14 protein-coding genes are annotated in these 12,934 nt (G+C 44.4%); 5 read left to right on the plus strand and 9 right to left on the minus strand.

All coding sequences use genetic code 11. The annotated features are described in order from the left end of the window. Positions 1-94 precede the first annotated feature (94 nt). A complete protein-coding gene (gene aprE / locus AU387_RS17145) occupies positions 95-1,240 on the plus strand; it encodes a subtilisin AprE (RefSeq protein ID WP_044156525.1) in 1,146 nt (381 codons plus the stop codon). A gap of 40 nt (positions 1,241-1,280) precedes the next feature. Here aprE and AU387_RS17150 read toward each other — a convergent pair whose 3' ends face one another. Then, positions 1,281-2,573, minus strand: a complete 1,293-nt coding sequence (locus AU387_RS17150) for a M48 family metallopeptidase (protein WP_059336361.1) — start codon at positions 2,571-2,573, stop codon at positions 1,281-1,283. Between the two features lie 143 nt (positions 2,574-2,716). On the opposite strand from AU387_RS17150, the gene AU387_RS17155 reads away from it, so the two are divergent. After that, on the plus strand, positions 2,717-3,112 hold the full coding sequence (locus tag AU387_RS17155) for a YhfM domain-containing protein (RefSeq protein WP_059336505.1): 396 nt from the start codon (positions 2,717-2,719) through the stop codon (positions 3,110-3,112). Between the two features lie 40 nt (positions 3,113-3,152). On the opposite strand, the gene AU387_RS17160 is transcribed toward AU387_RS17155, so the two are convergent. The 4 genes from AU387_RS17160 to AU387_RS17175 form a co-directional block, all read right to left on the minus strand. After that, positions 3,153-4,694 carry a fatty acid--CoA ligase family protein gene (locus AU387_RS17160; protein WP_059336363.1) on the minus strand — a complete coding sequence of 514 codons (1,542 nt, stop codon included), beginning with the start codon at positions 4,692-4,694 and terminating at the stop codon, positions 3,153-3,155. Between the two features lie 117 nt (positions 4,695-4,811). Beyond that, entirely contained in the window at positions 4,812-5,456 is a 645-nt protein-coding gene (locus AU387_RS17165; RefSeq protein ID WP_059336365.1) for an SDR family oxidoreductase, read from the minus strand. 63 nt (positions 5,457-5,519) lie between these two features. Next, entirely contained in the window at positions 5,520-6,515 is a 996-nt protein-coding gene (gene lplA / locus AU387_RS17170) for a lipoate--protein ligase (protein WP_044156530.1), read from the minus strand. Positions 6,516-6,527: 12 nt separating this feature from the next. After that, positions 6,528-7,262 carry an MBL fold metallo-hydrolase gene (locus tag AU387_RS17175; protein WP_059336367.1) on the minus strand — a complete coding sequence of 245 codons (735 nt, stop codon included), beginning with the start codon at positions 7,260-7,262 and terminating at the stop codon, positions 6,528-6,530. Between the two features lie 157 nt (positions 7,263-7,419). Here AU387_RS17175 and yhfH point away from each other — a divergent pair, with 157 nt between their 5' ends. Further along, positions 7,420-7,554 carry a protein YhfH gene (gene yhfH, locus AU387_RS20810; RefSeq protein WP_024120799.1) on the plus strand — a complete coding sequence of 45 codons (135 nt, stop codon included), beginning with the start codon at positions 7,420-7,422 and terminating at the stop codon, positions 7,552-7,554. Positions 7,555-7,825: 271 nt separating this feature from the next. Beyond that, a complete protein-coding gene (gltT, locus tag AU387_RS17180; protein WP_044156533.1) occupies positions 7,826-9,115 on the plus strand; it encodes a glutamate/proton symporter GltT in 1,290 nt (429 codons plus the stop codon). 41 nt (positions 9,116-9,156) lie between these two features. Here gltT and AU387_RS17185 read toward each other — a convergent pair whose 3' ends face one another. The 4 genes from AU387_RS17185 to AU387_RS17200 all read right to left on the minus strand — a co-directional run bounded on the left by AU387_RS17185 (position 9,157) and on the right by AU387_RS17200 (position 11,808). Next, positions 9,157-9,564 carry an ASCH domain-containing protein gene (locus AU387_RS17185; RefSeq protein WP_059336369.1) on the minus strand — a complete coding sequence of 136 codons (408 nt, stop codon included), beginning with the start codon at positions 9,562-9,564 and terminating at the stop codon, positions 9,157-9,159. Between the two features lie 14 nt (positions 9,565-9,578). After that, complete coding sequence (locus tag AU387_RS17190) at positions 9,579-10,619, minus strand: M42 family metallopeptidase (protein WP_059336371.1); 1,041 nt, start codon at positions 10,617-10,619, stop codon at positions 9,579-9,581. 133 nt (positions 10,620-10,752) lie between these two features. After that, on the minus strand, positions 10,753-10,935 hold the full coding sequence (locus tag AU387_RS22135; RefSeq protein WP_081638270.1) for a hypothetical protein: 183 nt from the start codon (positions 10,933-10,935) through the stop codon (positions 10,753-10,755). 96 nt (positions 10,936-11,031) lie between these two features. Then, positions 11,032-11,808, minus strand: a complete 777-nt coding sequence (locus AU387_RS17200; protein WP_059336373.1) for a YhfC family intramembrane metalloprotease — start codon at positions 11,806-11,808, stop codon at positions 11,032-11,034. A gap of 121 nt (positions 11,809-11,929) precedes the next feature. Here AU387_RS17200 and fabHB point away from each other — a divergent pair, with 121 nt between their 5' ends. Continuing rightward, complete coding sequence (fabHB, locus tag AU387_RS17205) at positions 11,930-12,907, plus strand: beta-ketoacyl-ACP synthase III FabHB (protein WP_044156538.1); 978 nt, start codon at positions 11,930-11,932, stop codon at positions 12,905-12,907. Positions 12,908-12,934 lie beyond the last annotated feature (27 nt).

The following is a 12,934-nucleotide window of genomic DNA, read 5'->3' on the forward strand; positions in this document are numbered from 1 at the left end:
TGGGTCTACTAAAATAGTATCCAATCTATTACAATAAATTCACAGAATAGTCTATTAATAGGCTGCTCTGAAATTGTAAAGGAGAGGGTAAAGAGTGAGAAGCAAAAAATTGTGGATCAGCTTGTTGTTTGCGTTCACGTTAATCTTCACGATGGCATTCAGCAACATGTCTGCACAGGCTGCCGGAAAAAACAGTGAAGAAAAGAAGTACATTGTCGGATTTAAACAGACAATGGGAGCTATGAGCACCGCCAAGAAAAAAGATGTTATTTCTGAAAAAGGCGGTAAAGTTCAAAAGCAATTTAAGTATGTAAATGCAGCCGCAGCAACATTGGATGACAAAGCTGTAAAAGAACTGAAAAAAGATCCGAGTGTTGCTTATGTGGAAGAAGACCATGTTGCACATGAATATGCGCAATCTGTTCCTTACGGCATTTCTCAAATTAAAGCGCCGGCTCTTCACTCTCAAGGCTACACAGGCTCTAATGTAAAAGTAGCTGTCATCGACAGCGGAATTGACTCTTCTCATCCTGACTTAAACGTTCGAGGCGGAGCAAGCTTCGTACCTTCTGAAACAAACCCATACCAAGACGGCAGTTCTCACGGCACGCATGTAGCCGGTACTGTTGCCGCTCTTAATAACACAATTGGTGTTCTGGGCGTAGCCCCTAGCGCATCATTATATGCAGTCAAAGTGCTTGATTCTACAGGAAGCGGCCAATACAGCTGGATTATTAACGGTATTGAATGGGCGATTTCTAACAACATGGATGTCATCAACATGAGTCTTGGCGGACCTACTGGTTCTACAGCGTTAAAAACAGTAGTCGATAAAGCGGTTGCAAGCGGTATCGTCGTTGTTGCCGCAGCCGGAAACGAAGGAAGTTCAGGCAGCACAAGCACAGTCGGCTACCCTGCAAAATATCCTTCTACTATTGCAGTAGGCGCAGTAAACAGCAGCAACCAAAGAGCTTCTTTCTCAAGCGCAGGTTCTGAGCTTGACGTTATGGCTCCAGGCGTGTCGATCCAAAGCACACTTCCTGGCGGCACATACGGCTCTTATAACGGAACCTCAATGGCGACGCCTCACGTTGCCGGAGCAGCAGCTTTAATCCTTTCTAAACATCCGACTTGGTCAAATGCACAAGTCCGTGATCGTTTAGAAAGCACTGCGACAAACCTTGGCAGCTCTTTCTACTATGGAAAAGGGTTAATCAACGTACAAGCAGCTGCACAATAAGATTAAAGAGAAGCAGGTCACTCCATACCTGCTTCTTTTTTTATTGGTCGTCCTCCTGTTCTGAGGCCGGGTGTTCTGAGGTATTCTCTTCGGTTTCCGCATGTTGAATCCGTTCCATGATCGAAGGATGGCTCCCTCTGAAAAGTTTCACGAGAAAAGGCGGATCAACCTGGTTCAGCCCCGTAACAGCCAAATCTTGAAACGTTCTGACTGCGGCTTCGCTGTCCCCTGTCAGCTCAATTCCATATTGGTCAGCCTTATTTTCCTGATAACGGGAAACGGCATTAGAAAAAGGCGTAACAGCAAAGCTCAAAACAGACACGATAAGCAATAACAGCGGCAATGCCGCAAGATCACGCCGGCCCTCTACATGAAACAGATTGCGTGCAAAGTGTACCCCCCTCTTGTAAAGCTTATCAACCACATAAAATCCCGCTAGCGACACAATTAAATAGCCAGCCAATCCGATATACACGTGCTTCATGACATAATGGCCCATTTCGTGCCCCATAATAAAGAGAATTTCCGAATCATCGAGTTTATTCAGTGTCGTATCCCATAGAACAATCCGCTTATCAGCCCCAATTCCTGTCACATAGGCATTAAGCGCGTTTGTTTTCTCTGACATATTCACTTCATACACATGATCAGCCGGAATATCGGCTTCTTCGGCCAGAGCTAAAATTTTGCTTTCCAGCTCTTTGTTTTTCAGCGGATAAAAGTCATTGTATAAAGGATCAATAATCACCGGCTGAATAAAAAACAGAAACAGCGAAAACGGCACTGTTAACAGCCAGGCGTAAAACCACCATTTTTTTTCATGCTTTTTGATCAGCCAATAAAACACCAGCACGCAAAGTGTAAAGATCGGAAAACTGATCCAAAAATCAATGACTTGATCTTTAGCCCAGCTGGAGGCTGTCTGCGTCGAAATATTGTAATCAAGCGATACCTGATAGCCTATCCAATCCAAAGGCAGTGTCACCAGAGCAGTGATCAGCGAAAGCACAAACACAAAACCGATGATCTGCAAAAAACGAAAACGCACAGCCGCTTCCATCCATTGCTTGATTTTCTTTGAAACACCGCTGATCAGCAATACAAAAAACAGAAACCAATCAAGAGGAATACTGATAAAAAATAAAAAGTTCTTCACGTCAGAATACTGTTCGGCGACAGCCAATTGAGACGGCTTCATGAAAGAAGCCGGGTCAGCCTGTGTTCCTTTCACGGCCTCCGGCACAGCGGAATCGCCGGACATAAAGAAATACCAATAGAAAAAAAGCCCATACAGCACATATGCAAGCCCTGCACCCGCAATCCACTTGCGCATATTCGCCTCACTCCTCACATCTAGACCCATTACTTCTATTGTAATCATAAATTCAATTTCTTAGAACCAAGCTGTGAGTTCGGACTTTTTCGCATGGAATCGCCCTTTGCTGGAGAAACTAGCAAATGTTTGGAGTGATGCAGATGAAAAAAATAGTAGCAGCCATCGTGGTTATCGGTCTTGTGTTTATTGCATTTTTCTACCTTTACAGCCGGTCAGGCGATGTATATCAATCGGTTGATGCGGAATTGATCACCCTGTCTTCAGACGGGCGGGAAAAGATTGAAATCGAAAAAAGACAGTACGTCAAAGATATGCTGGACATTATGAATCAGGGAAAACAGCTGAAAATGGAAAAAACATCAGCTCCTGATTACGAAGGCACGATTAAATTTCATAAAGACAGATTTGACTCATTCAGATTATGGATTGACGACAGCCAGCAGGCCATTTTTTTGAAAGACGGCACGTATTACAAATTAACGCGAAACGATACCAAAGCGCTGCAAACGATCATTAAAAAAGAAGCAAAGGATTAACAATGAAAAAAGCGAAGCTCACTGGCTTCGCTTTTTTACATTAATGAGGCAGCATATCTTTCAGCGCCCGTCTGAGCATTTTGCCTGTCGCATTTTTCGGAATCTCATCAAGAAAGATGATCGCGGCAGGCCGTTTGTATTTTGCCAGATGTTTTTCGCAATGCGCCATCATTCCTTCTTCTGTGACACCAGACCGTTTCGGTACGACATATCCCTTTACCGCTTCGCCGCTTTCAGCATCAGGCACGCCGATGACAACAGCCTCCTTTACGTCCGGGTGGCTGTACAGCACCTCTTCCACTTCACGCGGATACACATTGTAGCCGCCTACAATAATCATGTCTTTTTTCCGGTCAACAATGTAAAAATAACCGTCCTCATCCCGCCTTGCCAGGTCCCCCGTATAAAGCCACCCGTCCTTTAAAGCGTGCTTCGTTTCCATCGGCATATTATAATAGCCCTTCATCACATTGGGCCCTTTTACGATCAATTCGCCCACCTGGTGATCAGGGACCTCACGTCCGAGCGGATCAACGACCTTGTTTTCGACATGCAAAATACTTGTCCCGATGGAACCTGGTTTTCTCCCTCTGTCAAACGGGTTAAAGCATGTGACAGGCGATGCTTCCGAAAGCCCGTAGCCCTCCAAAATGGTAACGCCGAATTTCTCTTCAAATGCCGTAAGCAGCGCGACCGGCATGGCCGCACCACCCGAGATGCACAGGCGAATAGAAGAAAAATCATCTGCCTTGCCTTCTTCATGCTGGAATAAATAGTTATACATCGTAGGCACACCTGCAAAAATGGTTGCCTGCCGCTGCTTTACAAGCTTAAAAACAGAGGCGGGACTGAACTGCGGTTCAATCAGCACACATGCGCCGCTCATCAGCGGAGCATTCATGCAGACAGTTAAGCAAAAAACATGAAACATCGGAAGAGCGCAAACCACATTGTCTTTCTCATCCATTCCCAAATACCCGGCGACATCGTTTGCATTGCTGAACAAATTCTGGTGGGTCAGCATCGCGCCTTTCGGTTTTCCCGTTGTTCCTGACGTATATAAAATGACCGCAGTATCATCAGGCACAAGCTCTGGATGGCGTGCAGCACCGGGTGTCGGATGCAACATTTTTGTAAACGTTGTCATTTTCATTCTGACCTCGGGATCTGAAGCTTCCGGCTCAGTTTCTCCCGTCCGGCATAACATGACGAGTTCGACCTTTGGCAAAGATTCGTGCATGCTTTCATAAATCGGCAAAAGCTGATCTACTCCTACGATTGCTTTGACATCGCCGTTTGTCAGCATATAGCCGATTTCTGTCGGCGTGTACGTCGGATTGATCGGCACCACCACAATACCGGCCTTTAATGCGCCGAAAAATGCGATGACAAAATCAGGCGAATTGCCAAGCAGCAAAGCAAGGTGATCCCCTTTTTCCATACCCGCTTCCTGAAGGCCGTCCGCAAAACGCTGAATATAGTCATTCAGATCCTTGTAAGTAATCACTTGATCCCTAAACCTGCATGCGATGCTGTCCGGCTTCTCAGATGCTGTCTCTTCTAATTTTGAAACCAGATTCATTCTCCCACCCCTTAAAGTGAATGAGTAGTCATTCATTATTGAAGATAAGCTTTCCTTTTCATTATAGAGAAACACAAAAAAACACTCAAGAGCAAAAAGCCCCGAGTGTCAGTACTGTTATAGATTCTTCAAAGCTTCGGCAATCGGTGTATCTCCTTCAGTGAGATCAAAAGCCCGATTTTCCGTGTTGGTTTCATCTAAAGAGGCAATGACTGCTGCCGCAACGTCATCACGTGATATATCACCCCGCTCTAGATCTGCGGCTGCGGAAACCGTTCCAGTTCCCGGTTCATTGCGAAGGCCTCCCGGACGTATAATCGTATAGGCTAAGCCGCTGGATTCCAGAATTTTATCAGCATAATGCTTGGCCACGTAATAAGGTTTAAGTGCCTTATTCCAATTTTCCCGGCGGTGGGCCTGCAGTGCGCTGACCATAATAAAACGTTTGATTCCTGCGATTTCCGCAGCCTCTATTGCTTTTGCCGCTCCGTCAAGATCCACCAGCAGCGTTTTATCATAGCCTGTGCTGCCCCCGGAGCCCGCTGTAAAAATAATCGCGTCACAGCCTTTTGCCGCGGCTGCGATTTCTTCCGGGCTTCCTTCTAGATTTGCTAGCACAGCTTCCGCGCCGGCCGCTTCCAAAGATGCTTTCTGTTCTTCTTTTCTGACCATCGCCCTGACGGAATGATCAGCATTCTCTTTGAATAAAGAAACAAGTCTTTGTCCGATTTGTCCGTTCGCTCCGATTAAAAACACTTTCATGTGAATCCCTCCTGCCTCCATTATTTCAAAACACAAATTTCCTTTCAAACAATGTGTTTCACATTAATAAATCAGATCAAGAAAATCTTCTTTCGTAATGTTCCCAAAATAATGCTTCAGATTCACATCAGCCAGCGCATCAGCGATCACACTGCGCTCATATTGTTTTCCAATCAGCAGGTTCTCGATTTCCGATACATCGCCCACACCGAAGAAATCGCCGAAAATTTTGCAGTCTTCAATTTTCCCTTTTTTTACTTCCAAACGCAGATCAATGGACCCGACCGGATAACGCTTTGAGTGGTTCAGGTTAAATTTAGGTGAGCGGCCGTAGTTCCAGTCCCAATTTTGATAGCGTTCTTCCGAGATTTTGCGAATGACTTCCCAATCTTTTTCAGTCAGCTTATACTCCGGCACATCTTGAATGTGATTTGTATTGAAAATATGTTTGAGCAAATGACTGCGGAAATCTTCGGTTGTCATTTTATCATCAAGAAACTCACTGATGTTTGCCACACGGCTTCTGATTGATTTGATGCCCTTTGATTCAATTTTATCCTTTTTGACTTTTAAAGCGGACACAACATGATCAATGGCTGAATCAAACATGAGGGTGCCGTGGCTGAAGATGCGGCCTCTTGTGGCAAATTGGGCGTTACCTGATATTTTGCGGCCATTTACCACAATATCATTCCGGCCGCTTAATTCCGCTTCAACTCCGAGCTGATGTAGCGCTTGAATCACCGGCTCAGTGAATTTTTTGAAGTTATGAAAGCTGTCACCGTCATCTTTCGTGATAAAGCTGAAATTTAAATTCCCTAAATCATGATACACAGCCCCGCCGCCTGATAAACGGCGGACGACAATAATTCCGTTTTCCTCTACATACTTTGTATTGATTTCTTCTATTGTATTTTGGTTTTTTCCGATGATGATAGACGGCTGATTCACGTAAAAAAGCAAATACGGCTGTTCAGGGTCTAAATATTTAAGGCAATACTCCTCGATAGCAAGATTGATCCGCGGATCATTGATATTTTGATTGTCAATAAATAACATGGCGCTCCTCCTTTATCCTTCCCACACAAAACCAGATTTCGCAATGTTCACTTTCCCGTTAAAAACGGTCTTGGCTTCTTTGCGAAGATTGTCATGCACGCCGAAATGAGGCAAATGGGTCAGCAGCAGCTCGCCCGCTCCCGCTTCTTCTGCAATTCGCCCTGCTTCCAAGCTGTTCATATGGCCTGCGCTTGTCCCGTCTTGATCAGCATAAAAATTACATTCAGAGATCAATAAATCAGCGTTTTTCGAAAACGGAATAAATGAATCCTGATAGCTGGAATCAGCAGTATACACAACAGTATGGCTGCCGTCAGTAATCCGCATCGCATAACAAGTCACCGGGTGAACCGTTTTTAAAAAGGAAATCGTAAACGGACCGACAGTCAGCTGCTGATCAGGCTGATAGGCAATCCCTTTCGTATGCGTTTTATATGTAAGCTTTTGAAACTGTTCTATATCAGCATCATGTCCGTAAATTGGAAGCGAGTGCTCTCCTTTGCCGAGGAATGATCCGACTTGCTTCGCAAATTGCAGCGGCCCGATGTCGGCAATATGGTCATGGTGATAATGAGACAGAACCACCGCGTCCAGCTTTTCCGCCGGGACATATCCAAACAGCTTAGATATCACGGCACTTCCGCAGTCCACTAACAATGAAAAATCCCCCGATTGAAACAAGTATCCCGACGTCGCTTCATTTGCGGCCGGAAAACCGCCGTAGCATCCGATAACTGTAACTTTCATAATGTCCTCCTTCTTTTCAAAGAAAATTGATCCTCCTTCAATATACCCATTTTTCTAAAAAAAAGCATGTTTTAAACATTGTATCAAAACAGATGTTGAATTTTACTTTCTGTTATATTACAATGAAGACATTACAAAGGGGAAAGAGGGATTGGTTATGCTAGGGAAAATAACTGAATTTTTTAGAAACCTGCCTTCGAAAAAGTGTGCGGAATGCGGAAAAAAGATTGATGAGCAGCATGAGTGTTATGGTAATATTTGCAATGACTGTATAAAAGTAAGCGATATGTAAAGAGGCGAAAATCTCACGCATACAGTGTGAGATTTTCTTCATTCTTCTAACTTCTCTTTATATTGAAATAATAGTCAGGTTGGGTCAAAGCTCACCTGTTTTTAGATAATTCTGGTGATTCATTTTATATTATTGAATATTCCATATTTTCAAAATATAATTTACTATAGACGAACCTATTTCTTATCTATTATAATTTGATCTAATAGTGAGATTAAATATATGTCTATTCATGATATATGTTGATACTTTGTTTTTTGGGAGGTAATCTATGAAAAGAATTAGGTTTGGATTAGCCACGCAAATATTCGTTGGACTTATTCTAGGTGTTATTGCTGGCGTTATTTGGTACGGCAACCCAGCACTGCCTACTTATCTGCAGCCAATCGGGGATCTCTTTTTACGCTTAATCAAAATGATAGTGATTCCTATTGTTGTCTCCAGTTTAATCATCGGTGTAGCCGGAGCCGGAAATGGAAAGCAAGTTGGTAAATTAGGCTTCAGAACAATTCTGTACTTTGAGATTATTACGACCTTTGCCATCATTCTCGGACTAGCCCTTGCAAACATCTTCCACCCGGGTACAGGAGTTAATATACACGAAGCTCAAAAAACAGACATCAGTCAATATGTTGAAACAGAAAAAGAACAAAGCAATAAATCAGTGGCAGAGACATTCCTGCACATTGTGCCGACAAACTTCTTCCAATCCTTGGTCGAAGGGGATCTTCTTGCCATCATCTTCTTTACCGTACTATTTGCATTGGGAATTTCTGCGATCGGTGAAAGAGGCAAGCCAGTATTAGCCTTTTTTGAAGGCGTTTCCCATTCGATGTTCCATGTGGTAAACCTTGTGATGAAAGTAGCGCCATTCGGGGTTTTTGCTCTAATCGGAGTTACTGTCTCTAAATTCGGACTCGGTTCTCTTCTATCTCTCGGAAAGCTTGTCGGATTGGTATATGTTGCACTTGCTTTCTTCTTAATCGTCATTTTTGGGATTGTCGGAAAAATTGCCGGTATCAGCATCTTCAAATTCCTGGCTTACATGAAGGACGAAATTTTATTGGCGTTCAGTACGTCTAGCTCTGAAACCGTTCTTCCGCGCATCATGGAAAAAATGGAGAAAATCGGCTGTCCGAAAGGTATTGTATCTTTCGTTATCCCGATTGGATATACGTTTAACTTAGACGGCTCCGTTCTCTATCAATCTATTGCAGCGCTGTTTCTGGCACAGGTGTACCACATCGATTTGTCGATTTGGCAACAAATAACGCTAGTACTTGTGTTAATGGTGACGTCTAAAGGAATGGCTGCCGTTCCGGGAACTTCATTTGTTGTCTTGCTTGCGACGCTGAGCACGATTGGTGTTCCGGCAGAAGGACTTGCCTTTATTGCTGGGGTAGACCGCATTATGGACATGGCACGTACAGTTGTAAACCTGACTGGTAACGCACTTGCTGCCGTTGTCATGTCTAAATGGGAAGGCATGTTTAATCCTGCAAAAGCAGAAGCTGTCATGACCCAATCTAAAGCAGATCAAAACGCAACCATTTCCGGTTAATCAAAAAGCCTGCGGGGTTCTCAACGCCCCGCAGGCTTTTTTTAATCTTGGACAAGCTCAAACAGCTCTGTAATCAAAACAGTGTCCTCATTCAGTTCCATTTCGCCATTTTTGATCAGCTCCGCCCACGCTCTCCGATGGTCCTCTTGAAATTCATCAATTCGGTCTCCGTTGCCCTCTCCTTTGACTAACCTCGTATCAGGCGCTCCAAAGGTCGTTTCAAATACATCTGTCACTTTTATATTGCATCTCGGATGATCATGTTTATCATAAACGGTTACAAGCTGTCCCGCTGTTTGATATACATCACTCAGTTCATCTTTTGAATATAATGATTTCGGCGCGCAGGTGGCCGTTTTTTCTCCAGCAAGGATTTGCTGGATCAGCTGTTCTCCAAGACCTTCATCGCCTTCCCAGCCGAAAGTGCTTTTCAGTTCATAGATTTTCATTTATTTTCTCCCTCTTATACCATCGGTGATTGCACATAATAATACAGGAGCTTCGCTGTATGGCGGAGAGAAGACTTATGCGTGCGTTCAAAAGCGTGCGAAGCGTCAATTCCCGGCCCGATTAGGCCGTGCACAATATCATGCCCGGATTTGATCGCTGCTGAGGCGTCCGACCCGTAATACGGGTAAATATCAAGCTTATAGTCAATATGGTGCTTTTCAGCTAAATCGACCAAATGCTTTCTAAGCTGATAATGATACGGACCGCTCGAATCCTTCACACAAATCGAAACCGAATATTCGTCTGTCGACTGGCCGTCACCGATAGCCCCCATATCCACCGCCAAGTATTCAACAGTTTCAGCAGGAATATTAGAGTTCCCGCCGTATCCGATTTCTTCATTATTAGAAATCAGAAAATGAATCGTATACGGCAGTTCAATTTCTTCTGTTTGAATTTGATGGATTAAGCGAAGCAACAAGGCCACACTTGCTTTGTCATCTAAATGACGTGATTTAATGAATCCGCTGGATGTGATCTCAACACGGGGATCAAACGAAACAAAATCCCCGACGCCAATGCCAAGCTCTTCCGTATCCTTACGGCTGTGCACAGGCTCATCCAGGCGGATTTCCATATTCTCTTGATTGCGCTCCGCTTTTCCCGCGTCTTTGTACACGTGCACAGACGTTTGATGCATTAAAATGGTGCCCGTATACGTTTTCCCCGAAGCCGTTTCAATTTGGCAATACTCCCCTTCGATCGAATTGTAGCGGAAACCGCCGATCAAATCGATTTTCAGCCGGCCGTCAGCTTTAATTTCTTTCACCATCGCGCCCAAGGTGTCAACGTGCGCTGTCAGCATTCGATGACGGGATGTATCGCGGCCTGGAAGCGTGGCGATCAAACCGCCCTTATGGTTCAGAACCGTTTCGACCTTCCATTCTTTTAAAAGGTTTTCAACGTATTTGATCACCTCATATGTATTCCCTGTCGGACTTGGAATAGAAACGAGTTCTTTAATCAGCTCCATCGTTTTACGAACGGACGTCATAGGACATTCCTCCTTTTATTTTCTATTTAAAATATACTCTTTTCCTGATAGACCCGTCCAATCTTTTCCTATCAATCTAGCATATGCTGTAGAGAGCATGGGAAGAGGAGGGATATCTATGTGCTGTCGTCATTCACATGAACGGAAACATCATTGTAATTTTTGGTTTGATGATTTTTGGTTCTTTGACGAGTGGTTCGATAAGGATTTCCACGACCATTGCAAGAAAGAGAAAGAATGCCATGACCCTTGCGAGAAAAAGAAGAAAAAGAAAAGACATTGCTCTTGCAAAAAACGCTGCCACTCTTGCTGTCATTGCTAAGGACTGAATCAGAAATATTCTGATACCCATGCCTACACGAATATTTCATTCATATTTTTCCAAGCAGGCTGTTACTGCTGCTTGGATTTTTTATTGAAACAGCCTTTTTGCCTTTACAATCCAAACCACTGATGCCGCGGCTATCCCAGCAACGATGAGTTCAACAGCCGCCGCATGTTCTATCACTCCTTTTTGGTATAAAACCGCCGGTACATTAAACAGCCCGTGTAAGAGAATCGAATACAGCAAAAACAGCGGCCGGCGGCTTTTAACCGCATACAGCACAAGCAGGGACAGACCGATTTGAACAGAGAGGGCGCTGATTCTTTCAATTCCGCCGAGCAGCCATTCATACGAAGGTGTATTCAGCAGCTGCGCCTGAATCGGCATAAGTGCCTGCTTCACATCATGATTCATCAAAAGCTGTTCAAAAGTGCCGCTATTGATCGCAAAAGCGTACACGATAAGCGTAATGCTGGACAAGCCGGTTATTAATATCGCCTCCAGACCGCCGTGGCCCGCTCCGAAGGCCAGACCGTCCGCCCAAGAAAGACGGCGCTTCATAAAGAAACGCATCATGATATACCTTCCGCACTCCTCAAAAATCCCTGCCATCAAGCATCCGTAAATGGCATACCAGACTGGATGCTTCATCACTTCTTTCGTCGTTTCATTCATTTGCAGAACATAAACATGAACGCCGCCCTCCAACAGCTGAGCAAAGACAAAAAACGTAAGAGCGCCAATAAAAAACACCTTAATCGGAGCATGATACTTTCGCCTAAACCATATCATCAGTCCGATCGGCAACAAAAACGCAATAACCCCGGAAATAATCATAGAGGCTATCGCTCCTTGACTGACCATTTTTTTCCTCCTTTTCTGGTTTTCTACTGACAGTTTCTCTTTTTTTATCAAAAATCCTCTTTTTAGTACCAGATACTAATATCTAGTGTTATAATCTGATAATAAAAGGAGTTGTGTTATTATGTCAAAAGCAAACATTACAGCAATCGGCACCTATGCGCCGAGCCGGCGTTTAACCAATGCGGATCTGGAAAAAATCGTAGATACGTCTGATGAATGGATTGTTCAGCGCACAGGAATGAGAGAACGGCGGATTGCCGATGAGCAGCAGTTCACTTCAGACCTATGCATTGAAGCAGTCAAAGATCTCAAGAGCCGTTACGAAGGAACACTTGAAGATGTGGATATGATTCTCGTCGCCACAACAACAGCAGATTATGCCTTTCCGAGTACGGCTTGCCGGGTGCAGGAATATTTCGGCTGGGAGAACACCGGCGCGTTAGATATCAATGCGACATGCGCAGGACTGACATACGGTCTCCATTTGGCAAACGGATTGATTACATCCGGGCTTCATCAAAAAATTCTCGTCATCGCCGGAGAAACATTGTCAAAAGTGACTGATTATACAGATCGAACGACATGCGTTCTGTTCGGCGATGCTGCGGGCGCACTATTGATTGAACGAACTGAAGAGGCACCGGGATTCCTCGCCTCCGTCCAAGGAACATATGGAAAAGGCGCGGATATTTTGTACCGGGCAGGACTGCGGAACGAACTCAACGGCATGCCGCTTGCGGATTCCGGGAAAATGGTTCAAAACGGACGCGAAGTGTATAAGTGGGCCGCAAGAACCATTCCCCGTGAATTTGAACATCTTTTACACAAAGCAGGGCTCAGCCGTGATGATCTTGATTGGTTTGTTCCCCACAGCGCCAACTTGCGCATGATCGAATCGATTTGTGAAAAAACACCGTTTCCGATTGAACAAACACTCACCAGTGTGGAATACTACGGAAATACATCCTCAGTCTCTATTGTTTTGGCCCTTGATCTGGCAGTGAAAGCCGGGAAGCTGAAAAAAGACCAAACCCTGGTGCTTTTCGGCTTCGGCGGAGGATTAACGTATACCGGACTTCTGATCAAATGGGGATGTTAAATCAAAAAAGACCTTGTTTCCTGAGAA

Source organism: Bacillus halotolerans (assembly GCF_001517105.1).
Classification (GTDB): Bacteria; Bacillota; Bacilli; order Bacillales; family Bacillaceae; genus Bacillus; species Bacillus halotolerans.

Coding starts and splice junctions, on each gene's coding strand:
- fabHB (WP_044156538.1), top strand. CDS start 11,930: ATGTCAAAAGCAAACATTACAGCAATCGGCACCTATGCGCCGAGCCGG.
- AU387_RS17165 (WP_059336365.1), bottom strand. CDS start 5,456: ATGAAAGTGTTTTTAATCGGAGCGAACGGACAAATCGGACAAAGACTT.
- AU387_RS17185 (WP_059336369.1), bottom strand. CDS start 9,564: ATGAAAATCTATGAACTGAAAAGCACTTTCGGCTGGGAAGGCGATGAA.
- yhfH (WP_024120799.1), top strand. CDS start 7,420: ATGCTAGGGAAAATAACTGAATTTTTTAGAAACCTGCCTTCGAAAAAG.
- AU387_RS17190 (WP_059336371.1), bottom strand. CDS start 10,619: ATGACGTCCGTTCGTAAAACGATGGAGCTGATTAAAGAACTCGTTTCT.
- AU387_RS17155 (WP_059336505.1), top strand. CDS start 2,717: ATGAAAAAAATAGTAGCAGCCATCGTGGTTATCGGTCTTGTGTTTATT.
- AU387_RS22135 (WP_081638270.1), bottom strand. CDS start 10,935: ATGACAGCAAGAGTGGCAGCGTTTTTTGCAAGAGCAATGTCTTTTCTT.
- lplA (WP_044156530.1), bottom strand. CDS start 6,515: ATGTTATTTATTGACAATCAAAATATCAATGATCCGCGGATCAATCTT.
- AU387_RS17175 (WP_059336367.1), bottom strand. CDS start 7,262: ATGAAAGTTACAGTTATCGGATGCTACGGCGGTTTTCCGGCCGCAAAT.
- AU387_RS17160 (WP_059336363.1), bottom strand. CDS start 4,694: ATGAATCTGGTTTCAAAATTAGAAGAGACAGCATCTGAGAAGCCGGAC.
- AU387_RS17150 (WP_059336361.1), bottom strand. CDS start 2,573: ATGCGCAAGTGGATTGCGGGTGCAGGGCTTGCATATGTGCTGTATGGG.
- gltT (WP_044156533.1), top strand. CDS start 7,826: ATGAAAAGAATTAGGTTTGGATTAGCCACGCAAATATTCGTTGGACTT.
- AU387_RS17200 (WP_059336373.1), bottom strand. CDS start 11,808: ATGGTCAGTCAAGGAGCGATAGCCTCTATGATTATTTCCGGGGTTATT.